Source organism: Hamadaea sp. NPDC051192 (assembly GCF_040682475.1).
GTDB classification, from domain to species: Bacteria; Actinomycetota; Actinomycetes; order Mycobacteriales; family Micromonosporaceae; genus Hamadaea; species Hamadaea flava.
In genome coordinates this window covers 1-23751 of the sequence record NZ_JBFBAZ010000123.1, presented here as the reverse complement: position 1 = coordinate 23751, position 23751 = coordinate 1, and the positions used below count along the sequence as shown (strand labels likewise).

27 protein-coding genes are annotated in these 23751 nt (G+C 70.3%); 14 read left to right on the top strand and 13 right to left on the bottom strand.

Translation table 11 applies throughout. The features are described 5' to 3' along the window. Positions 1 to 806: DUF222 domain-containing protein (locus tag AB0M47_RS33725; protein ID WP_363421317.1), on the top strand; the 806-nt coding region annotated here is incomplete at its 5' end. Positions 807 to 844: 38 nt separating this feature from the next. Here the strand turns inward: AB0M47_RS33725 and AB0M47_RS33720 are convergent. Further along, positions 845 to 988 (bottom strand): hypothetical protein, encoded by a 144-nt coding sequence (locus AB0M47_RS33720; protein ID WP_363421315.1) that lies wholly within the window; start codon positions 986 to 988, stop codon positions 845 to 847. A gap of 107 nt (positions 989 to 1095) precedes the next feature. Continuing rightward, positions 1096 to 1581: an 8-oxo-dGTP diphosphatase gene (locus tag AB0M47_RS33715; protein ID WP_363421313.1), complete on the bottom strand. Its 486-nt coding sequence runs from the start codon at positions 1579 to 1581 to the stop codon at positions 1096 to 1098. A gap of 55 nt (positions 1582 to 1636) precedes the next feature. Here AB0M47_RS33715 and AB0M47_RS33710 point away from each other — a divergent pair, with 55 nt between their 5' ends. Continuing rightward, complete coding sequence (locus AB0M47_RS33710; protein WP_363421311.1) at positions 1637 to 2290, top strand: hypothetical protein; 654 nt, start codon at positions 1637 to 1639, stop codon at positions 2288 to 2290. On the opposite strand, the gene AB0M47_RS33705 is transcribed toward AB0M47_RS33710, so the two are convergent. Further along, positions 2274 to 2663 (bottom strand): DUF1992 domain-containing protein, encoded by a 390-nt coding sequence (locus tag AB0M47_RS33705; protein WP_363421309.1) that lies wholly within the window; start codon positions 2661 to 2663, stop codon positions 2274 to 2276. The two genes, AB0M47_RS33710 and AB0M47_RS33705, sit on opposite strands and share 17 nt — an antisense overlap. 77 nt (positions 2664 to 2740) lie before the next feature. On the opposite strand from AB0M47_RS33705, the gene AB0M47_RS33700 reads away from it, so the two are divergent. From AB0M47_RS33700 to AB0M47_RS33685, 4 genes are read left to right on the top strand one after another with little or no spacing between them, the layout of a single operon-like run. Continuing rightward, positions 2741 to 3544, top strand: a complete 804-nt coding sequence (locus AB0M47_RS33700) for a TrmH family RNA methyltransferase (protein ID WP_363421307.1) — start codon at positions 2741 to 2743, stop codon at positions 3542 to 3544. A 32-nt stretch (positions 3545 to 3576) separates the two neighbouring features. After that, entirely contained in the window at positions 3577 to 3816 is a 240-nt protein-coding gene (locus AB0M47_RS33695) for a hypothetical protein (RefSeq protein WP_253750754.1), read from the top strand. Then, entirely contained in the window at positions 3813 to 4274 is a 462-nt protein-coding gene (locus tag AB0M47_RS33690) for an NUDIX domain-containing protein (protein ID WP_253750757.1), read from the top strand. The genes AB0M47_RS33695 and AB0M47_RS33690 overlap by 4 nt, the downstream gene beginning before the upstream one ends. 11 nt (positions 4275 to 4285) lie before the next feature. Then, the gene (locus AB0M47_RS33685) at positions 4286 to 5098 is read left to right on the top strand and encodes a class I SAM-dependent methyltransferase (RefSeq protein ID WP_363421304.1); all 813 of its coding nucleotides are present in this window, start codon (positions 4286 to 4288) and stop codon (positions 5096 to 5098) included. Positions 5099 to 5148: 50 nt separating this feature from the next. On the opposite strand, the gene AB0M47_RS33680 is transcribed toward AB0M47_RS33685, so the two are convergent. Continuing rightward, a complete protein-coding gene (locus AB0M47_RS33680; RefSeq protein WP_363421319.1) occupies positions 5149 to 5586 on the bottom strand; it encodes an Lrp/AsnC family transcriptional regulator in 438 nt (145 codons plus the stop codon). Positions 5587 to 5664: 78 nt separating this feature from the next. Here AB0M47_RS33680 and AB0M47_RS33675 point away from each other — a divergent pair, with 78 nt between their 5' ends. From AB0M47_RS33675 to AB0M47_RS33665, 3 genes are all read left to right on the top strand, one after another. After that, positions 5665 to 6624 carry an SMP-30/gluconolactonase/LRE family protein gene (locus AB0M47_RS33675; RefSeq protein ID WP_363421302.1) on the top strand — a complete coding sequence of 320 codons (960 nt, stop codon included), beginning with the start codon at positions 5665 to 5667 and terminating at the stop codon, positions 6622 to 6624. 173 nt (positions 6625 to 6797) lie between these two features. Further along, complete coding sequence (locus AB0M47_RS33670; RefSeq protein WP_363421300.1) at positions 6798 to 9629, top strand: glycoside hydrolase family 9 protein; 2832 nt, start codon at positions 6798 to 6800, stop codon at positions 9627 to 9629. A gap of 177 nt (positions 9630 to 9806) precedes the next feature. Further along, positions 9807 to 10187: a hypothetical protein gene (locus AB0M47_RS33665; RefSeq protein WP_363421298.1), complete on the top strand. Its 381-nt coding sequence runs from the start codon at positions 9807 to 9809 to the stop codon at positions 10185 to 10187. Between the two features lie 65 nt (positions 10188 to 10252). Here AB0M47_RS33665 and AB0M47_RS33660 read toward each other — a convergent pair whose 3' ends face one another. Beyond that, positions 10253 to 11017, bottom strand: a complete 765-nt coding sequence (locus tag AB0M47_RS33660; RefSeq protein ID WP_363421296.1) for a dienelactone hydrolase family protein — start codon at positions 11015 to 11017, stop codon at positions 10253 to 10255. Positions 11018 to 11123: 106 nt separating this feature from the next. Between AB0M47_RS33660 and AB0M47_RS33655 the strand changes: the two genes are divergently transcribed. Continuing rightward, entirely contained in the window at positions 11124 to 11792 is a 669-nt protein-coding gene (locus AB0M47_RS33655) for an NAD-dependent epimerase/dehydratase family protein (RefSeq protein WP_363421294.1), read from the top strand. Positions 11793 to 11870: 78 nt separating this feature from the next. On the opposite strand, the gene AB0M47_RS33650 is transcribed toward AB0M47_RS33655, so the two are convergent. The 5 genes from AB0M47_RS33650 to AB0M47_RS33630 all read right to left on the bottom strand — a co-directional run bounded on the left by AB0M47_RS33650 (position 11871) and on the right by AB0M47_RS33630 (position 16287). Beyond that, complete coding sequence (locus AB0M47_RS33650; protein WP_363421292.1) at positions 11871 to 12476, bottom strand: hypothetical protein; 606 nt, start codon at positions 12474 to 12476, stop codon at positions 11871 to 11873. 49 nt (positions 12477 to 12525) lie between these two features. After that, positions 12526 to 13557, bottom strand: a complete 1032-nt coding sequence (locus tag AB0M47_RS33645; protein ID WP_363421290.1) for a serine hydrolase domain-containing protein — start codon at positions 13555 to 13557, stop codon at positions 12526 to 12528. A gap of 9 nt (positions 13558 to 13566) precedes the next feature. Continuing rightward, positions 13567 to 14586: a lysylphosphatidylglycerol synthase transmembrane domain-containing protein gene (locus AB0M47_RS33640; protein ID WP_363421288.1), complete on the bottom strand. Its 1020-nt coding sequence runs from the start codon at positions 14584 to 14586 to the stop codon at positions 13567 to 13569. A gap of 56 nt (positions 14587 to 14642) precedes the next feature. Next, on the bottom strand, positions 14643 to 15272 hold the full coding sequence (locus AB0M47_RS33635; RefSeq protein ID WP_363421285.1) for an alpha-ketoglutarate-dependent dioxygenase AlkB: 630 nt from the start codon (positions 15270 to 15272) through the stop codon (positions 14643 to 14645). 64 nt (positions 15273 to 15336) lie between these two features. Continuing rightward, the gene (locus AB0M47_RS33630; RefSeq protein ID WP_363421282.1) at positions 15337 to 16287 is read right to left on the bottom strand and encodes a LysR family transcriptional regulator; all 951 of its coding nucleotides are present in this window, start codon (positions 16285 to 16287) and stop codon (positions 15337 to 15339) included. A 137-nt stretch (positions 16288 to 16424) separates the two neighbouring features. On the opposite strand from AB0M47_RS33630, the gene AB0M47_RS33625 reads away from it, so the two are divergent. The 3 genes from AB0M47_RS33625 to nhaA all read left to right on the top strand — a co-directional run bounded on the left by AB0M47_RS33625 (position 16425) and on the right by nhaA (position 20186). Continuing rightward, on the top strand, positions 16425 to 17444 hold the full coding sequence (locus AB0M47_RS33625) for a M64 family metallopeptidase (protein ID WP_363421279.1): 1020 nt from the start codon (positions 16425 to 16427) through the stop codon (positions 17442 to 17444). Between the two features lie 124 nt (positions 17445 to 17568). Next, positions 17569 to 18123 (top strand): hypothetical protein, encoded by a 555-nt coding sequence (locus AB0M47_RS33620; protein WP_363421276.1) that lies wholly within the window; start codon positions 17569 to 17571, stop codon positions 18121 to 18123. Positions 18124 to 18311: 188 nt separating this feature from the next. Beyond that, entirely contained in the window at positions 18312 to 20186 is a 1875-nt protein-coding gene (gene nhaA, locus AB0M47_RS33615) for a Na+/H+ antiporter NhaA (protein WP_363421273.1), read from the top strand. An 86-nt stretch (positions 20187 to 20272) separates the two neighbouring features. Here the strand turns inward: nhaA and AB0M47_RS33610 are convergent, their stop codons facing one another. Both AB0M47_RS33610 and AB0M47_RS33605 read right to left on the bottom strand, forming a co-directional pair. Beyond that, entirely contained in the window at positions 20273 to 20986 is a 714-nt protein-coding gene (locus tag AB0M47_RS33610; protein WP_363421270.1) for a helix-turn-helix domain-containing protein, read from the bottom strand. A 475-nt stretch (positions 20987 to 21461) separates the two neighbouring features. Further along, the gene (locus tag AB0M47_RS33605) at positions 21462 to 22328 is read right to left on the bottom strand and encodes a universal stress protein (protein ID WP_363421267.1); all 867 of its coding nucleotides are present in this window, start codon (positions 22326 to 22328) and stop codon (positions 21462 to 21464) included. A gap of 59 nt (positions 22329 to 22387) precedes the next feature. Between AB0M47_RS33605 and AB0M47_RS33600 the strand changes: the two genes are divergently transcribed. Beyond that, positions 22388 to 22588, top strand: a complete 201-nt coding sequence (locus tag AB0M47_RS33600; RefSeq protein WP_363421264.1) for a DUF1918 domain-containing protein — start codon at positions 22388 to 22390, stop codon at positions 22586 to 22588. On the opposite strand, the gene AB0M47_RS33595 is transcribed toward AB0M47_RS33600, so the two are convergent. Beyond that, the coding region (locus AB0M47_RS33595) for a DUF885 domain-containing protein (protein ID WP_363421261.1) at positions 22585 to 23751 on the bottom strand (1167 nt) is incomplete at its 5' end. The two genes, AB0M47_RS33600 and AB0M47_RS33595, sit on opposite strands and share 4 nt — an antisense overlap.

Sequence of the window (23751 nt, the reverse complement as noted above, 5' to 3'; positions counted from 1 at the left end):
TGTCCGGGCCACGCAAGCCCGCACCAACCGCCGCAGCTGGGCTCGATGGCGCTGCGGACGCAGCAGCCGGCTTCGAGGCGCCGGGCGGCGCGGCTGTAGGCCGCGCGGGCGCGGACGCAGCAGGCGGCTTGACCGTGGCAGGCTGTTCGGATGCGAGCTGCGCGGACGCGGGAGCCGGCGAGGATGCGGCAGATGGCGGTCGCGTTGCGGCTCGGGTGCTGCCGGGTGAGCCGGATCTGCGCTCGGCCGGCGCCCGCCGCGCCGATGCCCTGGTCGAGGTATGCCAGCGGATCATGAACGCCGGTGAGCTGCCCGACAACGGCGGCGAGAAGCCGCACCTGACGGTCACCCTGCCGTGGGACGCCCTTCAAGCGAAGGTCGGCGCAGGCTTGCTCGACACCGGCGACCTGCTCACCCCAGAAACAGTGCGGCGGCTCGCGTGCGACGCGATGATCATCCCCGCCGTCTTGGGCGGTGACGGGCAAGTCCTCGACGTGGGCCGCGCCCGACGCTTGATCGACGGGCCGTTGCGCCGCGCACTCGTGTTGCGGGACAAGGGATGCGCCTTCCCAGGTTGTGACCGGCCGCCTCAGTGGTGCCACGGACATCACCTCAAGGCTTGGGCAGACGGCGGAACCACCTGCCTCGCCAACAGCGTCCTGCTCTGCGGGTTCCATCATCGCGAGATCCACCACGGGCACTGGGAAGTCCGCATGAGACCGGACGGCTTCCCCGAATTCCTGCCACCGGCCTTCGTAGACCCACTTCGAAGACCAGTCCGCAACACCCTCCACCGACGCTGCTGAGCCGCAGCATGGCTCAACGCCGCCGCGGTGGCGCACGGTCACGACGACGACACGGTCACGACGACGACGCGGGCGACACGGACGACTTGGATGTCGCGGACAGACGCGCTTGTGTGCGCCGGTGGTGTGCGCCGGTGGTGTGCGCCGGTGGTGTGCGACTTCCGGCCGCTTCGCAAGATCATGCGCCGATGGTGCGCCCAGCGGCCGTTTCGCGCATACCACGGGAGCATGGTCACGGGATCGGACCCGAATTCGCAGATGGCGGGCATGTCATGGACAGCGCGGCGGGTCAGATGCGGTGGTAGCTCCAGCCGACCATTTCGCCCTCGTGGTACGGCATGACGCCGTGGAACTGGCGCGGATCGTCGTCCAGCACCATCGGCAGCCACTCATGGTCGCTGGCCCACATCGGCAGGCTGCGAATCGCGTCGAGGTCGACCCATTCGAGGGTGCCCTCGTCCGGCCCGTCGTGCAGCTCGCCGGCGTACGCGTCGACGCGGAAGACGAAGCCGAGCCAGTCCTCGCCCTGCTTGCCGAAGCCCGGCCACAGCACCGTGCCGCGAAGGCTCAGCTCCTCGGCGATCAGGCCGGACTCCTCCTTGATCTCCCGGCGTACGCCGGTGACGACGTCCTCGGAGCGCTCGACCTTCCCGCCGAGCCCGACGTACTTGCCGAGGTGCAGGTCGCCGGGTCGCTTGTTCCGGTGCAGCATCAGCACCTGCCGCCGATCCGGGGAGAGCACGTACGCCAGAGTGGCCAGCACCGGAGTCACCATGTCCTGAACCCTATCGTCCGGCGGAATCGTCAGACCCACACGGCACGATGGCGAGGTGCCGTTGCAGAACCGGGTCGATCCGACCGGAGACATCGTCCGCGATCCGGGGCGAGGATTGTTCACCGGCAATCGCGGCTGCCTGCATCGGGCCGATCGGGAGCTGGGCGGGTCGCGGTGGCGGTCGAAACTCTGGATCTGCTGCGTGCTGGACTGGCGGGGCCGGCAACGCGATGTGATGCCGCCCGGTCGTTGGACGGCGTTGTTCTTCCTCGACGAGGCGACGGCGTTGGCCGCCGGGCATCGGCCTTGTGCGTACTGCCGACGCCGGGATTTCCTGGCGTACGCCGAGGCCTGGCGTTGTGCGTACCAGTTGAGGGAAAGGCCGAGGGCGGCGGAGATGGACGCGCGTCTGCATGGGGAGCGGGTCGATCCGCGGACTCGGCGGCAGCGCACGGGCCGCGCGCTGTTCGCGGACCTGCCGGATGGCGCGATGATCGGCCTGGACGGGCCGGCGCTCAAGCTGGGCGGGCTGGCGTTGCCGTGGTCCTTCGCGGGCTATGGCGAGCCGGTCGCGGCCGGGGGCGAGGTCGAGGTGCTGACGCCGCCGTCGACCGTGGCGGTGCTGGCGGCGGGCTATCGCCCGGTGCTGCATCCGACCGCGCTGCATCCGACCGCGCTGCATCCGACCGCGCTCAGGCGAGTCCCTTGACGCGCCGCCAGTCGCGGACGATCTCGTCGACGTCGATCCGGGCGATCACCACCGGCGGGCCGTCGACCAGGCCGCGGTTGGCCTGCTCGATGCGCTTGTTGAGGTCGGCGACCAGCTGCCGGACGGTCTGCTCGGAGTTCTTCTTGACCGCCTCGTCCAGGATGTCTTCGGCTGCCTTGCGGATCTTCAGCGAGGTCGGCGCGAGCCCGCCGAGATTCTCGCGGGCGACCATGGACTTGAGCCACCAGTCTTCGTCGTAGTGCTCACCGGCGCCTGGAATGGGCTTGCCGGTACCCGGCAGGTCGTCGAAGTCGCCGCGCTCCCGGGCCTCCCGGATCTGCCGGTCGATGTGCGATTCGTACGGGCTCCCCATGATCCGACGATACCCGGCGAGCGATACCCGGCGAGACCCGGCGTGATCGTCGCAGGTCGGCGCGGGATGATGGGCGCGTGCCGGATCTGCGCATCACCAGTCGCAACGCCCGCTTCCAGCAGTGGTCGGCGTTGCTGACCAATCGCACCAAACGCCATCGGGCGGGTGAGTTCCTCGTCCAGGGGGTACGCCCGATCTCCCAGGCCATCGAGCACGGCTGGGCGGTGCGCGCCCTCCTCTACGACCTGGACGCGCAGCTCTCGCACTGGGCCGCCGACCTGCTCGACACCGTACGCGCGCCGGCCGTCGCGATGGCCCCGGAGTTGCTGGCGGAGCTGGGCGGCAAGGAGGCGGAAGCGCCCGAGCTGATCGCGGTCGTGGCCCAGCGGCCGGACGACTTCCGGCGGATTCGGCCGGCGCCTGGCCGCCCGGCGGTCGTCTTCGACCGTCCCACGAGCCCGGGGAACATCGGGACGCTGATCCGGTCGGCCGACGCGTTCGGCGCGGCCGGGGTCATCGTGACCGGCCACGCCGCCGACCCGTACGACCCGAAGGCGGTGCGGGCCAGCACCGGATCATTCTTCGCGGTGCCGGTCGTGCGGGCGCCCTCGCATCGCGAGGTCCTCGACTGGGCGGCGGCCGGCTCGCTCGCGGTGGCGGGGACCGACGAGACCGGCGACGCCGACGTGGCCGAGTACGGCTTCCAGCAGCCCACGTTGCTGGTCGTCGGCAACGAGACCGCCGGGATGAGCGCCGGCTGGCGGGAGGCGTGCGACACCGTCCTCAGCATTCCGATGATCGGCGCGGCCAGTTCGCTCAACGCGGCGACCGCCGGTTCCATCGCCTTGTACGAGGCGGCCCGCGCTCGGTCACGTTCTTGACGCGTTCGAACGAATGTTCGATAATGGTAGGCATGGAGCTGGTGGAGCACTGGTGGAACGGCGGTGCCGACGCGCATCGCGAGGACGTCATCGTGCGGCGCGGCCCGGAGGGCACCCACGAGGTGGAGCTGCGGGTCGGCGCTCGGTCGATCAAACGCGAATACCGGACGCGCGACGAGGCGAAGATCATCTCCGACGGCCTGCGGGCGGTCGGCGTCTGGCTGGACCTGACCCGGTTGCGCTCGTTCGCCGGGCAGGCCGTGGCGCGGTGACCCAGCACGCCGGGGCCGAACGGGAGCCCGCGATCATCGCCGTCCACGCCGTGCTCCGGCGCGGCGATCAGGTGCTGCTCGGGCTGCGGCAGGGCACCGGCTGGTCCGACGGCCACTGGCATCTCCCGTCCGGCCACGTCGAACGGGAGTCGTCGCTGGCGGCCCTCGTCCGGGAGACCTGGGAGGAACTGGGCGTCATCGTCGACCCGGCCGCGACCCGGCTCGTGCACGTCCTGCACTTCTGGGGCGCGCCGAGCCGGCTCAACCTGTTCTTCGAAGTCGGCGCGTGGGACGGCGAGCCCGTCAACGCCGAGCCCGACAAGTGCGCGGCCGTCGGCTGGTTCGACCTCGACCGGCTTCCACCGATGACGGTCGCCTACGCGGCGCAAGGGCTGGCCCGTTACCGCCAGGGCATCGCGTACAGCGACTTCGGATTCGCCCCGGAACGAGTCCGCTAAGCTGCTCGCCCATGGCGGCGGCGATCTTCGACCAGCAGGAACGACGGCAGTGGCGCGACCGCGCCGCGGCGTACGCGGACTCCTTCGGCCACCTGTGCGGGCACACCGCGCCGGCCTTGCTCGACGCAGTCGCCGTCCGGCCGGGTTCGCGCCTGCTCGACGTCGGCACCGGGACGGGCACCGTCGCCGCCCTGGCCGTCGAGCGCGGAGCCGCCGTGACCGCCGCCGACGCGGAGCCGTCCATGGTCGCGTACGCCCGCGATCGGGTGCCCGCAGCGCACATCGTCGAGGCGATCCTGCCCGAGCTGCCGTTCGACGACGGCGTCTTCGACGCGGTGGTGGCGAACTTCGTCCTCAACCACGTCGGCGATCCGCGTACCGCCGTCGCCGAACTGCGGCGCGTCACCCGACCCGGCGGCCGGGTCGGCGTCACGATCTGGCCCTATCCGCAACCGCCGTTGCAACGCCTGTGGGCCGACGCCGTCGAGGTCCCCGGCCTCGTCCGCCCGGCCGAACGGGTCTCGGTCGCCCCGGAACTGGACTTCGCGCGTACGCCGTCAGGATTGGCCGGGCTGCTGAGCGAGGCCGGGCTCGGCGAGGTCGGGTGCGACACCGTCACGTGGGAGCACGTCACCGACGCCGAGGACTGGTGGAGCGGACCGGCCAGCGGGATCGCCTCGATCGGGCAGCTCGTCGTGGCGCAGACCCCCGAGGTGGTCGATCGCATTCACGTCCGCTATCTGGAGCTGGCGGCGGCGTACCAGCGGGCGGACGGGATGCTCGCCCTGCCGACGGCGGCCCTGCTCGCCTCCGGCACCGCCTGACCCGGCGAGGCCGCACGAAGCCGCTCGCGGCAGCCCGTCCCTCAACGCGACTACGCGGGTGAGACCGGGCGTTCGAAGAAGCTCTCCAGCACCACGATCGTCTGCGTACTGGTCACCCCGTCGACGGCGAACAGCCGCCGCAGCACACCCTGCAGTTCCTCGGTCGTCCGCGTACGCACCTTGACCATGAGCGACGCGGCGCCCGCGACGACGTGCGCCTCCAGGATCTCCGGGATGGCGGCGAGCGCCTCCTTTGTGTCGCCCATCCAGGTGTTGCCGTCGACCATCACGTACGCGAGGACGCCGCGCCCGACGGCGGCCGGATCGACGTCCACAGTGGTCCGCCGGATGACCCCGCGTTCGCGAAGCTTCCGGACCCGGTCGTGCGCCGCGGCGGCGGACAACCCGACGGCCTGCCCCAGGGCGGCGTACGCCGAGGTCGCGTCCCGTTGCAGCGCACCGAGCAAGGCGCGGTCGACGTCATCCAGGTCACTCACCGCTTGACCGTACCAGATTCGGTGTGGATACGATTCGACCGAACGTCATACAGACAGGAGCGACAAGCCATGGACACGATCCCGGCCCAACCCATCCCGACCCAAACCAGCCCGGCCCAAACCATTCCAGCACCGTTCCCGACGATCCCCGCGCAGTTCGAGAAGCTGGACGAGCGGTTCCGCTGGCTCGACGGCGACTACGAGGTGCGCCGCCTGTTCACCGGCGCCCGCAAGACGGAAGGCCCGGCGTACTTCCCCGCCGGGCGGTACCTCGTCTTCAGCGACATCCCCAACGACCGCCTCCTGCGGTACGACGAGACCACCGGAGCGGTCGGCGTCTTCCGCCCCACCTCCGGGTACGCCAACGGCAACACCGTCGACCGCGAGGGCCGTCTGATCACCTGCGAGCAGGGCAACCGCCGGGTGACCCGGACCGAGCACGACGGCACCGTCACCGTGCTGGCCGATCGCTACCGGGGCAAGCGGCTCAACAGCCCCAACGACGTCGTCGTCCGCGCCGACGGCTCGATCTGGTTCACCGACCCGAGCTACGGCATCGACTCCGACTACGAGGGCAACCGCGCCGAGTCCGAACTGGACGGCTGCTTCGTCTTCCGGCTCGACCCGTCGGGCGAGCTGACCGTGGTGGCTGACGACTTCAGCCGCCCCAACGGGCTGGCCTTCTCCCCCGACGAGAAGCGGCTGTTCATCGCCGACACCCGGCAGGAGCCGAGCCACATCCGCGTCTTCGACGTGACCGACGACGGCCGGCTCACCGGTGGCGAGATCCACGCGACCTGCACCTTCGGGCGCTTCGACGGGCTGCGGCTCGACACCGAGGGCCGGATCTGGGCCGCCGCCTGGGACGGCGTGCACTGCTTCGCCCAGGACGGCGACCTCATCGGCAAGCTGGTGCTGCCGGAATCGGTGTCCAATCTGACCTTCGCCGGTCCGAAGCGCAACCTGCTCTACATCACCGCCGCCACGTCGCTGTACGCCCTCCGCGTCACCTTCAACGGCGCCCGCTGAGGCAGCACCTCCCGAGCAGCATCTCCCGAGCAGCACCTCCCGAGGCAGCACCTCCCGAGGCGGCACGGATATCCCTGGAAGGGCGAGCAAAGTTTCCATGGATATCCGTGATCGGTCGCTATAAAATTCACACTGCCCGATGTGGGAGCGCTCCCAACGCCCAAGGAGACAGCATGCCCAGATTCCGCCTGCTGGCGGCGACGGCGGTCACCGCCTTGATCGCCGGCCTGACCAGCGCCGTGTCCGCCCCAGCCCAAGCGGCCGGCCCCTACAACTACGCCGAAGCGTTGCAGAAGTCGATCTGGTTCTACGAGGCGCAGCAGTCCGGCGCCAAGCCGAGCTGGAGCCGGGTCGGCTGGCGCGGCAACTCCGGCATGTCCGACGGCTCCGACGTCGGCCTCGACCTGACCGGCGGCTGGTACGACGCCGGCGACCATGTGAAATTCGGCTTCCCGATGGCGGCCAGCACCACCATGTTGGCCTGGGGCGCGGTCGAGTACCGCACCGCGTACCAGAACTCTGGGCAGCTGACCCCGCTGCTGAACAACCTGCGCTTCGTCAACGACTACTTCATCAAGGCCCATCCGTCGGCCAACGTCCTCTACGGGCAGGTCGGCAACGGCGGCACCGACCACGCCTGGTGGGGTCCCGCCGAGGTGATGAAGATGGCGCGCCCGGCGTACAAGATCGACAGCAGCTGTGGCGGCACGGATCTGGCGGCGGAGACGGCGGCCGCGATGGCGGCGAGCTCGATGGTCTTCCGGCCCACGGACAGCGCGTACGCCGACAAGCTGCTGACCCACGCGACGCAGCTGTACACCTTCGCGGACACGGTGCGGAAGAAGTACCACGAGTGCATCACCGACGCCCAGGGCTACTACCAGTCCTGGAGCGGCTACAACGACGAGCTGGTCTGGGGTGCGATCTGGCTCTACCGCGCCACCGGCACCGCATCCTACTTGGACAAAGCGAAGACGTACTACGCGAACCTCGGCACCGAGCCGCAGTCGACGACCCACTCCTACAAGTGGACCCAGGACTGGGACGACAAGTCCTACGGCTCGTACGTGCTGATGGCCAAGCTGACCGGTGAGCAGCAGTACATCGACGACGCGAACCGGTGGCTGGACTACTGGACGGTCGGGGTCAATGGCGCGAAGATCACGTACTCCCCCGGCGGCCAGGCCTGGCTGCAACAGTGGGGTTCGCTGCGGTACTCGGCGAACACCGCATGGGTGGCGCTCGTCTACTCGGACTACCTGAGCGACGCGACCCGGAAGGCGCGCTACCACGACTTCGGCGTGTCCCAGATCAACTACATCCTGGGCAGCAACCCCAACAACCGCAGCTACATGATCGGGTTCGGCGCCAACTCGCCGATCAATCCGCACCACCGCACCGCGCACGGTTCATGGACCGACAGCCTCACCAGCCCGACGAACAACCGGCATGTGCTCTATGGCGCGCTGGTCGGCGGGCCCGGCTCGGCGAACGACGCGTACACCGATGATCGCAGCAACTACCAGATGAACGAGGTCGCCGACGACTACAACGCCGGGTTCACCTCGGCGCTGGTCCGGATGTACTCGGAGTACGGCGGCACCCCGCTGGCGAGCTTCCCGCCGACGGAGACGCCGGACGACAACGAGATGTACATCGAGGCGGGCGTCAACGCGTCCGGCACGACCTTCACCGAGATGAAGGCGACCGTCTACAACAAGTCCGCGTGGCCGGCCCGAGCGCTGACCAACGGCTCGTTCCGCTACTACTTCACCCTCGACGGCAGCACCACGCCGGCGCAGATCTCCCTGACGTCGGCGTACAACCAGTGCACCGCGCCGACCGGGCCGACCCAGTTCAGCGGCAACGTCTACTACGTGACCGTCTCGTGCGCCGGGCAGAGCATCGCGCCCGCGGGCCAGTCCGACTGGCGGCGCGAGGTCCAGTTCCGGATCACCAGCGCCGGCACCTGGGACCCCACCAACGACTGGTCCTACCAGTCGGCCATCGCGCGCGACGCGCACATGACGCTCTACGACGGCGCGACCCTCGTCTGGGGTTCCGCGCCGAGCGGCGGCTCCACCGACACGACTCCGCCATCAGCACCTGGTACGCCCACCGCGTCGGCGATCACCTCCACCTCGGCGACGCTGACGTGGACGGCGGCGACCGACACCGGCGGCAGCGGCCTGGCCGGCTACGACGTCTACCGCGAAGCAGGCACCACCGACGTCCTCGCCGGAACCACCACCTCCCTGTCCCTGGCTCTGACCGGCCTCACGGCGACCACTTCGTACACCTACTACGTCGTGGCCCGGGACGGAGCCGGAAACTCCACGGCGTCGTCGCCGGTGACGTTCGCCACGAGCGCGCCGCCGAACGACACCACTCCCCCGTCCGCCCCCGGTACGCCGGTCGCCTCGGCGATCACGTCCAGCGGCGCGACGCTGACCTGGACGACGGCGACCGACACCGGTGGCAGCGGCCTGGCCGGCTACGACGTCTACCGCGAAGCAGGCACCACCGACGTCCTCGCCGGAACCACGACCTCGTTGTCCCTGGCGTTGACCGGGCTCTCCGCGTCCACTTCGTACACCTACTACGTCGTGGCCCGGGACGGGTCCGGCAACAAGACCGCCTCCTCGCCGGTGACGTTCAGCACGACGGCCGCGGCCGCGCTGAGCTGTGACGTGGCGTTCGTGTTCACCAGCCAGTGGCCGGGCGGCTTCACCGCGGCGATCACGGTCAAGAACACCGGCACGACGACGATCGGGCCGAACTGGACACTGGTGTTCAGCTGGCCTGCCAGCGGCCAGGCGGTGACCCAGGGCTGGTCGGCGACGTTCACCCAGTCCGGGCAGATCGTCACGGCCAAGAGCCTCGACTACAACGGCTCCATCGCCCCCGGGGCCAGCGTGTCGCTCGGCTTCAACGGCTCCTGGACCGGCTCGAACCCGGAGCCGACCGCCTTCACCCTCAACGGCACCCCCTGCACCGTCTCCTGATCCCGCAACCCCACTCACGGGACCCCTGCGGGTGGTCCCGCACTGGATCAGGGTTCCGAGTCGGATCTTGCACCATGATTCGGCCCGGAACCCTGATCCAGCCCCGAAATCGGCCGCCGAAGCGAGCGCTCCGAGCGCGGGGGCGGGACAATGGAGGCAGCCGACGAGGGAGGCGACATGGCCAACGAATGGAACGAGCTGGGCGAGAAGCTGGAAGGTCTCGGCCTGAAGCTGAAGTTGCACCTGCAGCAGAGCGACACCGGTGACGTGCCCGACGCGCTGAACAAGATCGGGCACGCCGTGCAAGAGGTCTTCTCGGCCGCGGGCAACGCCGTCAAGGACGACGCGGTCCGCGCCGACGTCAAGGAGGCCGGGCAGATGCTCGGCGACGCGCTCGCGAACACGTTCAACCGGGCGAGCAACGACATCCGCGACCGGTTCGGCAAGAAGCCCGGCGAGGCGGGTTCGGAGACGACCTCGGAGAAGACCTCCGAGACGACCTCCGAGACCCCGCAGACTCCAGAGTCCAAGCCCGCCGACGGCGCAGCCGCGGAATAACCAAGCCCCGGAGTAACCAAGCCCCGGAGTAAGCAAGCCCCGGAGTAAGCAAGCGCTGGACGGGTTCAGTCCAGGAAGGACAGGATGCGCCGCCAGGCGTCGGCGGAGGCCTGGCGGTGCTCCTGGTGGTGGAGGTCGAAGAAGCTGTGCGGGGCGTCCGGGTAGACGACCAGGTCGTGGGGCGTACCGGCGTCGGTGAGCGCCTGGCCGAAGCGGTCCACCGCCGCGACGGGGATGCCCGGGTCGGCCCCGCCGAACAAGCCCAGGATCGGCGTACGCAGGGACGCGGCGACCTGGTTCGGTCCCGGTGACCCGTTGATCTCGTCCAGCGCTCCGTAGAGCCCGATGACCCGGGACAGCCCGTAGGACGGCTCGGCGGTCAGGAAGGCGAGCCGGCCGCCGAAGCAGAAGCCGAGCGCGGCGACCTCCGGATGCTCCGCATTCCCGAGCGTTCGCAGGGCGGCGATCCCGGCCGCGATGTCGCCGTACAGGCCGGGCCGGGTGAGCGCCATCAGGTGCGGCATGACCGTGGTGAGGTCGTCGAACCCGCCACGGGCCCGGTGATCCAGTCCCGCCGTACGCCCGAAGTAGTCGATGGCGAGCGCGGGGTGGCCCTGCTCGGCGAGGCGGATCGCCAGGCTCTCGTAGAAGCCGGAGAGTCCCCGGTTGTCGGGGAGGATGAGGACCGCCCGTCCGGTGACGTCGGCGGGGGTCGCCCGGTACGCGGCGAACGAAGCGCCGTCCACGCCGGTCAGAACGAGGTCTGCGGACTCGGCGGAGGTGACGGGATCGGAGTAGATCGGCGGCTGCGCGTCGAGGTCGTGGCACATGCGGCCGATGCTAATTCTGCGATTGCCCCATAATACCACAAACACGATCTTGAATCCAGTACGCAGTGGACAGAAAACCGTCCACCGAAAGCCGTAGGGTGGCGCCATGAAGGTCATCGTCTTCGGCGCCACCGGCATGGTCGGCCAGGGCGTGCTGCGGGAGTGCCTGCTGGCCCCCGACGTCGACCGGGTTCTCACGGTCGGGCGGCGGGCCACCGCGCGCGGCCACACGAAGTTGCGCCAGGTCGAGGTGCCCGACCTGACCGACCTGTCGGCGATCGCGGACGAGCTGGGGACCTACGACGCCTGCTTCTTCTGCCTCGGCGTGTCCTCGGCCGGGATGAAGGAGGCCGACTATCGCCGGGTGACCTACGACTTGACGATGGCCGCCGCCCGCCCGATGGCCGAGGGCAATCCCGACGCGACCTTCATCTACGTCTCCGGCGCCGGCACCGACAGCACCGAGCAGGGGCGCACGATGTGGGCGCGCGTGAAGGGCAAGACCGAGAACGACCTGTTCGCCCTGCCGTTCCACGCGTACGCCCTGCGGCCGGGGTTCATCCGGCCGATGCACGGCGAGACCTCCCGGACCCGGCTCTACCGTGTCATGTACGCCATCGGCCGGCCGATCTTCGCGCTGGTGCCGCGGATCGCCCCGAACTCGGTCACCACGACCGAGAACATGGGCCGGGCGATGCTGACGCTGGCCCGGCACGGCTGGCCGGAGCAGATCCTCGACCCGCAGCAGATCAACGCGGCCGCCGGCCGACGCTGACCAAACCGGGGCGCACAGCGCGACGCGACCACGAGAAGGCTCCCGTGGCCGCGCCGCCGAATCACCTAGGCAAAAGGGCTACGCCCGGTGCAACTCCCACTTCACGTAGCCGCTGTCGAGGGTCGCGGTGTCGCCGGAGCACGTGTAGGCGAGGCTGTTCTTCGACAGGTCGAGGTTGCCGTCGAAGGCCTTCGTCGTCAGCGGCGTCTCGGCGCCGTTCATCACCATGACCGACTTCGTGGTCACCGTTCCGCCCGGCGTCGTGCCGGACAGCTTGCCGTTCTCGCCCGACCAGGTGGTGCTGGTCGAGCTGCCGTCGAAGGTCTGCTTCATGGTGACGTCCTGACCCAGCTGGGTCGTCTTGATGTCGATCTCGGCCTGGGTGAACTTGATCGTCATCTGGTCGGCGAAGGTCAGCGTGATCGTGCCCTTGCCGCTGCCGGTCGAGCCGTTGCCGATGAGCGCGGCGGCGGCCTGGGCGAGCTTGGTGACGTCCACGTTCCAGGTGCCCTTGAGACAGTCGGCGCCGGTCGCGCCGCCACCGCCGGTGGTCGGGCTCGCGGCCACGCTGGTCGCGGCGGATGCGCTGGGCGTACCGCTCGCGCTGGGTGTGTCGGAGCCGCAGCCGGCGAGAGCGAACAGGGATGCGGCCAGCAGGCCGAGCAATGGCGCCTTGGGGGTCATGGCGACATGGTGGTCAAGGCCCGCGCCCGGATCAACGCCGCGTCGGCTTTCAGACATCCAGCACGGCGTCGGCCACCGCGGCCATGTGCCGGGCGCCGTCGTGGCCCGGCACCAGCAGATCCGACGTGTACGCGAAGACGACCGAACGGTCCGGGTCGGCCCACCCGATGCAGCAGTTGCTGCCGTTGTGACCGAAGGCGGCGGGACTGAGCCGGCCCATCGGCCGGGCCAGGCCGTCGGCTCGGCCGGCCTCGGTCCCGCCGAGCTGGAATCCGTTGGCCCAGCGCATGGGGAGCTTCACGACGCGGTCGACCTCCCCGTCGGACGACGGCGTCACGGCGGCCGCGATCGTCGCCGGGCGGACGACGCGTACGCCGTCGAGTTCGCCGTCGTTCAGCATCATCCGGTAGAACCGGGCCAGATCCCGGGCGGTCGTGGAGACGCCGGCGGCGGGGACGACGGCTTGGCGTACCGTTCGGCGGTTGAAGAAGGCGGCGCTCGCCCGGCCCAGCGCGCCCCGGCTGCGGATCGGCACGCGTCGAGGCCAGGCCTCGTCCGGCAGCCCGAGGTAGGTGTCGCGCATCCCGAGCGGCTGGAACAGCCATCGGTCCAGGTAGTCCCCGACAGGTTCGCCGGTGACCCGGCGGATCAGCTCGCCGAGGATGAACCCGTAGCTGACCACCTGGTACGCCGGCCCGTCGCCGGCCGGCCACTTCGGACGGGCTCGCTCGATCGCGCGGACCGACCGGTCCCAGTCCGCCATGCCGAGCCCGTCGAGCAGTACGCCCCGGGCGGCGTACAGGCCCGAGCGGTGTTGCAGGACGTGCTGGATCGTGATGCCGTCCTTGCCGTTCGCCGCGAACTCGGGCCAGTAGCGGGCCACGGGCTCGGTCAGGACGAGGTCGCCGCGCTCGGCCAGGCCGTGCACGGCCAGCGCCGTGAACGGCTTGCCCGCCGAGAACGTCCAGAAGAGGTCGTCCGGCGTACCGCCTACCGCCTCGTCGAGCAGGAGCCGGTCGCCAAGCCAGACCACCAGCTGGGCGGCTCCGCCCCGGGCTCGCATCAGATCGACGGCGTGCACGGCGTGACTCTAGCTCGCGGGGGTCGCCGACTGGGTGCGCCGCCACCAGAAGAACGCCGCCATGCCGAGCGGGATGGGCAGCAGCCAGACGAAGATGCGGAAGATCAGGCTGGCCGCCACCAGCTGAGCGTTCAGCTCGTCCGACTGCAGGCCCAGCACTCCGATCAGGATCAGCTCGGTCACGCCCAGGTTCCCAGGCGTCAGCGGGACGAGCGACGCGATCGTGCCCAGGGCGTACGCGTAGAGCACCACCGACGGCGTGAGCACGTCCCGGCCCAGCCCGACCGCTCGCAACGAGGCGAGCAGTACGCCGTAACTGGCGCCGGTCGCGGCGATCTGCGTCGCGACCACGAGCGGCGCGTTCTGGCGTACGCCGATCATGAGGTGCTCCCGCGTACGCAGGATGCGTACCGCGACACCTCGGGGCGCCGGCCGCCGCAGCCTGTGGGCGAGCGCGGCAGCCACCGATTGGAGCCGGTACGCGAACCGGTGCGCGTAGTCCTCCCGCCGCAGCAACAGCCACGGTACGCCCACCAACAGCACCAACGCGGTGACGCCGAGCGCGAAGAACAGCGGCGTGTGCTCGTCGCCCCGGCCGGTGATCAGCACGGCCGAGGTGCCCACCACGGGCAGCAGCAGCATCGTCAGGTAGCGGCCGATGCCGGACAGTGCGACGGCGGTCGTGGTGCGGTCGGTGGAGAAGCCCCACGAGCGGCACATGGCGTACCGGGCGGCCAGGTCGGCCCCGGTCGGGAACAGGGCGGTGAGGAAGTTGCCGACGAGCCCGGTCTGCGTACCGCGCCACCAGCTGAGGCCCGGCAGCGCGGCGACCGCGGACCAGCCGTTCAGCGCGAGCACGACCAGGCCCAGCCCGAGCAGGAGGACGACCTCGCCGGCCGACAGGCTGCGCAGCGTCTGCCAGATCTCGGCGTAGTCGGCGACCCGGGGCACCACCCAGACGAAGACGATCACCATCGCCACGACACCGATCAGCCAGACGATTCGCTCTCTCCGGCGGGATCGGCTCACAACGATCATGCTAGGCCGGTCGCCCGACTCCCCGCGGCTTATCGGACTCCCGCGGCTTATCGGACGCCGCGCGGGCGGAACTGGATGCTGATCCGCGGCCCGGCCGGCTTGGCCGTCTTCAGGATCGCGTGCTCCCAGGTCCGCTGGCAGCTGCCGCCCATCACGATCAGGTCGCCGTGCCCCTGCTCGAAGCGCTGGACGTCGCCGCCGCCGGTCGGGCGCAAGGCGAGCGCCCGGGGATCGCCGACCGACACGATCGCGACCATCGTGTCGTGGGTCGCCCCGCGTCCGATGCGGTCGCCGTGCCAGGCCACGCTGTCCTGGCCGTCCCGGTAGTAGCAGAGCCCGGCCGTGCGGAACGGTTCGCCCAGTTCCTCGGCGTAGTACGCGTTCAGCGCCGCCTTCACGGCGTCCAGCGACGGATCGGGCAGTTCCTCGTCCTCGTCGTAGAAGCAGAGCAGGCGGGGGACGTCGACGACGCGCTCGTACATCTGGCGGCGTTCGGCCTTCCACGGCACCTGGTCGCGCAGACGCAGGAACAGTTCGTCCGCACCGGTCAGCCAGCCCGGCCGCAGGTCGATCCAGGCGCCCCGGCTCAGCTCGACGCGCTGCACCGTCCCGGCCAGCGGGCCGGGCGTGATCTCGTCGCCGAGATCGAACAGCGAGCCCTGAAACGCACCGGTCATCCTCGCAGCATACGCCGCTGTTCGCACAGGTGTACCAGCACCGTCGGCGAACCGGGCGACCGGATCACACCTCGCGGCCGTGCCGGGCCAGCCAGCGCAGATACTCGGGCCGCCGCGCCGCATACGCCCGGTACGCCTCCCGCGCGAGCTGCACGAGGTCGTCGAACCGCTCGGCCAGCGGCCCGTCCCGGCGGCAGATCACCAGGTGACGCAGCGTGATCGGACTCCCGGCCAGCGCGCGTACGACGACGCCGTCTCCGGCCGGGAAGACCGCCTGGCAGGGGCTGACCGCCCGGCGGGTCGCCACCATCTCCCGGATCGGCACCGCGTCGGAGATCGTGTAGAGCACCCGGGGCGTGAACCCGGCCTGTTCGCAGGCCAGATGCCAGCAGTCCGGCCAGCCCGCTCCGTCGGCCGGCGTCATCGCCATCGGCTCGGCGGCGAGGTCGGCCAGCTCCACCTCGTCGCGGTCGGCGTACGGGTGGCCTTCCCAGAGCGCCACGAACACGGGCTCCCGGACGATCACGTCCCAGAGGAGATTCGGGGGCGGGCGCAGCTCGAACCCCGGATAGTCCACCGTGGCTGCGGCGTCGAGGCGGTCGGCCAGCAGCAGCTCCCAGAGCAGTCGCGGGGAGTACTCGGCGTGGAGGCGTACCTCGGCGGCGGGCAGCCGCGCGCCGAGCCGGTCCGCCAGCCCGACCGACACCGGACCGGCGAGCCCACCGAGCCGGATCGGCTCCGACTCCCCCCGCGTCTGGTACGCCGCCCCCCGCCGCAGGTCGTCCATCGCCATCAGCATCGACCTCGCCCGGACCAGCACGTATTGGCCGAGCGGCGTCGGCCGCGCGCCCTGACGGCCCCGGGCGAACACCTGCCCGCCGAGTTCGCGTTCCACCCGCTGGAGCAGTGCCGTCAACGCGGGCTGCGACACCCCGAGCGCGGCCGCGGCTTTCGTGATGCTGCCGGTGTCCGCGATCACGCAGACGGCGCGGAGATGGCGCAGCTCCAGTTCCATAACGCCGATGCTATGGCCACTCGCGATTGCCGCAATGCCTCCATCAATGCCGATATTTGGATGACTCACATTCGCCGTCGCTCCTCGGGCCGCACCCCCGCCCGAGGCGCGGCGCACCCTCGCGAAGGAGGCATCCGTTGCGTCCATCCATCCGGCTGGCCGCCCTGGCGGCGCTCGTCGTGGCCGCCGCGTTCGCCGGGCCGGTCCCGGCGCCGGCCGCTCCCACCGGAACCCAGTGGCTGGAGGCGTTCGCCGAGGACGGCGGCATCACCCAGGTCGCCGTCCCGTCCGCGAAGTCGACCGCGAAGTCCACCGCGAAAACAGCCGCCGAGAGCACCGCGGCGGCGGTCACCGCGACGGTCACTCCGTTGCAGCAGACCGGCAGCACGGGCACCCGGTTCGACCTGGTCTTCGTCGGCGACGGCTACACCGCGTCCGAAATGGCCCTGTATCACCAGCACGTCGCGGAGAAGTGGGCGACCCTCACGACTCTGGCGCCCTACAGCACCTACAAGAACTACTTCAACGTGTGGATGGTCGACGTCGTCTCCGCACAGTCCGGTGTGGACAACGATCCGACCCAGGGCATCAGCAAGAACACCGCGCTGGGCATGTACTTCTGGTGCTCCGGCACCGAACGCCTGCTGTGCCTCGACGAGTCCGCCGCCCGGTCGTACGCCGCCAACGCGCCGGCGGTCGACATGATCGTCGCGGTCGGCAACAGCACGAAGAACGGCGGCGCGGGCTACTCCACGGTGGCCACCGCGTCGGGCGGCAACGCCCAGTCCGGCCTCATCGTCCAGCACGAGCTGGGCCACTCGATCGGCGGCCTCGCCGACGAGTACGACACGCCCTACAACCGCTACTCCGGCGCCGAGCCCACCGAGCCCAACGTCACCAAGTACACCGCGGCTCAGCTCACCTCGGGCCACCGCAAGTGGTACGCACTGCTGGGCCAGGCCACCCCGGACGGCGGCGTGATCGGCGCCTACGAAGGCGCCCGCTACTACAAGTACGGGCTCTACCGGCCGTCGCAGAACTCCGTCATGCGCTCGCTCGGCCAGCAGTTCAACACGATCGGGCTGAACGTGATGACGCAGAAGCTCCTCGCCAAGATCCAGCTGACGACCGTGACGGGCATCGTCCCTGCCGACTGACCCGGCCGACTGACCCGCACGACTGATCCGTACGGCTGACCCGCACTGATCGGCCAGAAAACGCCGGAGCGACAAGATCGTGTCGCTCCGGCGTCATCGGGTTACTTATGGTTATTGTGCGGTGATGACCGGTTCCGCCCTTCTCCGGCCGCTTCTGTTCGTCGCCGTCGTCCTGATGGGCGTCCTGCTGCATCCCGCCGGGGCGCACGCCGACGACCGAGTGAAGCTGACCGACGCCGAAGCCCGAGCCCGTTTGAAGGCCGCCGGAATCACCTGGTGGTCCAGCAGCGACTGCACCAATCGGCTGCGCGCCGACTGCACCTCGTTCGACCAGATCCGGCGTACGACGATCGCGGGGGTGGTGACCCTCCGCAGGTCGAGCACCTGCCCGATCATGGTGACCGGCGGGACCGAGACGGGCCATGGCGCCGGCACCTACACGCACTGGAACGGCTGGAAGGTCGACATCGCGCTCAACGACTGCGTCAACAAGTATGTGCGCAGCTGGTTCCACGACGTCGGCACGATCAGCGGCTGGGGTCATCAGTATCGGGCGCCCTCCGGCAACCTCTACACCAACGAGGGCAACCACTGGGACATCCTGTACTACACCTGCGGCGGCTGCGATCCCGAGCCGCCCAGACCCGCCGTCACACCGGACCGGGCGGCCGTGGGCTGATTCGCGTCCCGACCCCGGCCGCCGACTGCGCGGCACGCGGAGAACTCCGCGACACGCCGAAGCTGGAGGCGCGGCCCGGGCGGCACGGACCTGACGGTTATTCCTCACCGTGGGATCGGTCTCCATCCCGCATCCCGCGCTGATCTTTGTGCCTACGATCAGCGCGGGAGGCTCGCGAAGGAGAACCGATGGTCAACGGAACAACGCTGCGGACGGCGTGGACGCGGAACATGGACACGCCGCTACGGCGGTTCCTGCGCACGGCGACGGGCGGGGCGGCCATCCTCCTCGGCGCGACCGTGGTGGCCCTCCTCTGGGCGAACATCAGCCTGTCCTCGTACGAACAGGTGTGGGAGACCGAGTTCTCGCTCCACCTAGGACGGTGGGGCATCGAGCTGACCCTGCGCGAGTGGATCAACTCCGGCCTGATGACGTTCTTCTTCTTCGTCGTCGGCCTGGAGGCGCGGCGCGAGTTCGACCTCGGCGAGCTGCGCGAAAGACGCCGATTCGCGCTCCCCTTGGCGGCCGGCACGGCCGGCATCCTCGTGCCGATCGGGATCTACCTGCTGATCAACGCGGGCTCGGACTCCGCGCACGGCTGGGGCGCGGCGATGTCGACCGACACCGCGCTGGCCCTCGGGATGCTGGCGCTGGTCGGCCCCCGGTTCCCGGACCGCCTACGAGCCTTCCTGCTCACCGTGACCGTCGTCGACGACCTGCTCGCCCTGGTGGTCATCGCGCTGTTCTACACCGGCGGCGTCTCGCTGGGGCCGCTGCTGCTCGGCGTGCTGTTCCTGCTGCTCGTCCTGGCCGCCCGGATCGCCCGCATCCGGATCGGCGTCGTGTACGTCGTGCTCAGCGTGGCCGCCTGGCTGGCCGTGTTCGGCTCCGGCGTCGACCCGATCGTGGTCGGCCTCGTCGCCGGTCTGGTCACGTACGCGTACCCGGCGCCGCGCAGCGAGCTGGAGAAGGCCACCGACCTGTTCCGCACCTTCCGCGAGGAGCCGACCGCCGAACTGGAACGGGAGGCCCGCGCGGGCCTGCGGCTGGCGGTCTCCCCCAACGAACGCCTCCAGGCGCTCTACCTGCCCTGGACCAGCTACCTGATCGTGCCGTTGTTCGCGTTGGCCAACGCCGGGATCAAGATCGACGGCGAGTTCCTCGGCCGGGCCGTCACCTCGCCGATCACGCTGGGCATCGCGGCCGGATTCGTGATCGGCAAGCCGATCGGCATCATCGGCGGCTCCTGGCTGGTGACCCGGCTGTCCCGGGGACGGCTGCGGCCGCCGGTCGGCTGGGCCGCCGTCGGCGGAGCCGGGACGATCGCCGGCATCGGCTTCACCGTCTCCCTGCTGGTCGCCACCCTGGCGTTCACCGGCGACCAGCTGGAGGAGGCGAAGCTCGGCGTACTGGTCGCGGGGTTGCTGGCCTCGGCGATCACCTGGATCGTCTTCCGCGTCGTGACGATGCTGTCGCCGCTGCGCCGCGCACGGGCGCTGGCCGACGGCGCGGAGTCCATCGTGGACCTCGCGGTCGAGGTGGACCACGACCGAGACCACATCCGCGGGCCGGCCGACGCCCGGATCACCATCGTGGAGTACGGCGACTTCGAGTGCCCCCACTGCGGGCGGGCCGAACAGATCATGCGCGAACTGTTGTCCGGCCGGACCGAGATCGCGTACGTGTGGCGGCACCTGCCGCTGACGGATGTGCACCCGCACGCGCAGCTCGCCGCGGAGGCTGCCGAGGCAGCCGCCGAGCAGGGCGCGTTCTGGGAGATGCATGACGTGCTGCTCGATCACCAGGGCGATCTCGACTTGACCGACCTCGTCCGCTACGCCGACCAGCTGAACCTGGACACGGATCGGTTCGAGGAGGATCTGCGTACGCGGGAAGGAGCCGCCCGGATCGCCGAGGACGTCGACTCGGCAGACCTCAGCGGGGTCGCCGGGACGCCGACGTTCTTCGTGAACGGGCGCCGGCACCACGGCGCGTACGACATCGACTCGTTGAAGGCGGCCGTGCACGCAGCGAAGACACGGGCCGTCATTCTCAACGTTTAGGAGATGTGCTCGCGGGGGTAGTTCCCGCGCCGTGCCTAACGCCGCTGTCCAGATGATGGTTGTTACGACCCGCTATACCCGTTATCTCATTTCCGGGTCGGTTCGGCCGGTATCCTCCAGCGCCAGTTCGCCTCGACGGCCGTCGGGGGCGGGCCGGGCAGCTCGGAAATCGCCTCCTTCGACGCGTCCGACCCCTCCGCACGCCGGAGACCGGCGAGAATGACGGCGAGATAGCGGCGGCGCAGTTCCTTGGTGCGCCCCACGTCCGGTACGCGGACCGCCGCGCACGCCTCCAGCACGAACCCCAGGTCGGTGACGCCGACGCCCGGCCGCAACGCCGCCTGGGCGTTCTTCACCAAGCGGGCCGCCAGTTCACCCGACCGGCGGGCGGCCTGCGTCATCTCCTCCGTGGGCGTGAACGTGCCCGCGAGATGCACGGTGAGCGAGTGGACGTCCGCGTCGACCACGTTTCCCAGGAACGCTTCCAGCGCTTGCCAACCCGCTTCCGACCGCGCTGCCGGCTGTGCTTCCGACTGCGCTCCCGACTGTGCTTTCGACTGCGCGAGCGCACGCTCGGCTTCGGCGTTGTAACGCAGCAATCCGTCGTGGCACAACCGGCGCAGCATGTCCTCTTTGCCGGGGAATCGGCGGTACAGCGCGCTCATGCCGACGCCGGCACGTTCCGCGACCGCTGCCACCGGCGCCTTCGGATCGGCCAGGAACACCTCGCGGGCGGCTTCCAGGATGGCCTCGTCGTTGCGGGCGGCTTGGGCTCGGCGGCCGGAAAGTCCTTGTGTCACACCGGGCATCCTACCGGAACGGACCATTCCGGTCTACTGTGGCCCGTCCGATCTTCACCGCCTCGCGGGGAACGTCGGAGCGCCAAGAGCGTATGGAGAACCGCGTGAGATTCACCTCACAAGGCGTCATTCAACCGTTCGGCGGAGCGCGTCTGGGTTGCGAAGACCCACAACGGATGGGCAGACTGTCTGCCTGCCCGGCGTACGACTCAGGCGGTTTCGATTGGCGGATTGGACCCGTAACCTCAGTCGGCCCACAGTCGGTTAAGCCGTGGCAGGCCGGGAGACCGGCACGGCGCGCGGGATGCGGGCGGGAGACCAGCCGCCGCGGCCAGGGGCACCGTCCGCACCCCCGCGTCGTGCACAGACGGGACGCGCAGACGGACTGCCCCAGACTCAGCGGCCAGACAGAGACCCGGCAGCCAGACAGACCGGGCAGCCGGACGAAACGGGTCAAGCCACCAGACGTAACGGGTCAGCGGTCGTGCTTATGGACCACGCCGATCGCGCCGGAACCGTGCTGCGTCAACGCCCGGCTCACCGAGCCGAGCAACGCGCCGGTGAATCCGCCCCTGCCACGACAGCCCACGACGGTCAGCCCCGCTTCCCGCGACGCCTCGATCATCGTGTCCTCGACGCTCTTACTGGTGACGATGCGCTTGTCCACGGGGATTCCGGCGACCTCGGCCGCCGCGCTGTCCAGCGCCTCGTCGAGGGCGGCGTCCTCGTCGCCTTCGGCCCGCGCCTGCACCAGCACGAGCGAGGTCCGGCGCAGCTGGGCCTCTTCGGCCGCGAACCGCAGCGCCGCTTGGGATTCGGCCGATCCGTCGATGCCGACGAGCACCGGTCCGGCGTCGGGATCGGGGTCGAATCCCTCCCCGTCCCCAGTGCCGCCCCCGGTGCTGACCGGGCGTACGACGACGACCGGGCCCTGTGCGTGCGCGGCGACCTGGCTGGAGACCGAACCGAGCAGCAGTTGCTCGAAGCCGCCGACGCCCCGGCTGCCGACGACGGTCACCGCCGCCGTGCGGGACAGCTCGATCAGCGCCGCGGCCGGTCCGCCCGGCACCTGACGCGCGGTGACGTCGGTCAACTCCGGGTGCGCGTCCCGCAGCCCGTCACCGATATGGGCGATCATCCGGTCGAGGTCTTCGCGTACCTGATCGTCGGCCAGCAGCCCGGGATCCATCCCGCCCATCGGGGGGTACGCGTACACGGCCGGCTGGTACGCCAGCACGCAGTCGAGGGTGGTCTGGCGACGTACGGCGAGACGGGCGGCGTAGCGGGCGGCGGCGAGGCTGGAGGGTGAGCCGTCGACTCCGACGACAACTGGAGCGATCATGTGCCACGTTTCCCCCGTACGCCCGGCGACGAAACAGCGGCCGGACTTATGGTGAGGGTATGAAGGCGAAGGTCGGCGATCGCTTGATCATGGAAGGCGCCCACGTCGGCGAGGCCCGGCGGGTCGGCGTCGTCATGGAGGTTCGCCACGAAGACGGTACGCCGCCGTACCTCGTGCGGTGGGAGGACGACCACGAGGGGCTGGTGTTCCCGGGCCCCGACTCACACATCGAGGAACCCGGGAACAATAGACAGCGCTAATCCCGGCGCAGGGCGGCGGCGAGCTGCCCCAATCCGAGCGAGCCGAGATCGAGCGCTCGCCGGTGGAACTCACGCAACGGCAGACCTGAGGCGGCGCGCGCGTCCAGCCAGACGCGCTCGCCCGCCTTGTAGGCCAACGCCTGCGCCGGTCGGCCGAGGTAGCGCGCGAGTTCCGCGGACGCGTACCCGCCTTGCTGGCAACGGTTCGCCAGCATGTCGTAGGCGGCGTCGGCGGTCCACCGGCGGCCCTCGCGATCCGGCAGCTCCAGGTGCAGCCCGATGTCGATCACCACGCGGGCGGCCCGGAGCAGCTGCGCGAACAGGTAACCCAGCCGCGCGCCGGGCTGTGTGTAGAAGCCCAGCTCGTCCATGAGGCGCTCGGCGTACAGCGCCCAGCCCTCCTGCCCGGCCGACAGCCCGCCGAGCAGGTTCAGCCGCTGCCCCAACGGGTTGCGCCAGGACTCGTACCCGATCTGCAGATGATGCCCGGGCACGCCCTCGTGGTAGACGGTCGTGTAGGCGTACCAGGTCGCGAACTCGGTGTCGCCCTCCGGCAGCTGCCACCACACGCGGCCCGGCCGGGTCAGGTCCGCGGACGGCCCGATGTACATCGTCCCGGCCGACGTCGTGACCCTGGACTCGATGCGCCGCAACGGCTCGGGGATGTCGAAGTGCGTACCGTCCAACTCGGACACTGTGCGTTCGAGCACGCCCTGCAGCCAGTCCGCGAACTCGGCGGGACTGCCGGCCATGCCCGGGGACCCCGGCGCGTCGAGGTGGTCGAGCACCTCGCCCAGCTCGGCCCCCGGCAGGATCACGGCGGCCTCCGCGCGCAGCTGCGCCTCGATCGCCTCCACCTCGTCCCAGCCCCACGCGTACAGCTCGGCCAGGTCGGGCCGCACGCCCAGGAACTTGCGCAGCCAGACCGCGTACCGGTCCGGGCCGAAGGCCTCGCTCGGGTTCGCCTTCGGCCTCAGGTCCGTGCTCAGCCAGCTCGCCAGCCGCTGGTACGCCGTCACCGCGTCCGTCGCCGCCACGCTGAGCGCGGCCTGCTGCGGTCCTCCGGCGTACGCCGCGGCGAGCTGCTCGGTGTCGGCGATCCAGCCGTCGCAGCGCGCCACGACGAGGTCGATCTGCCGGGCGGCGGCGACCTGGCCCCGGTC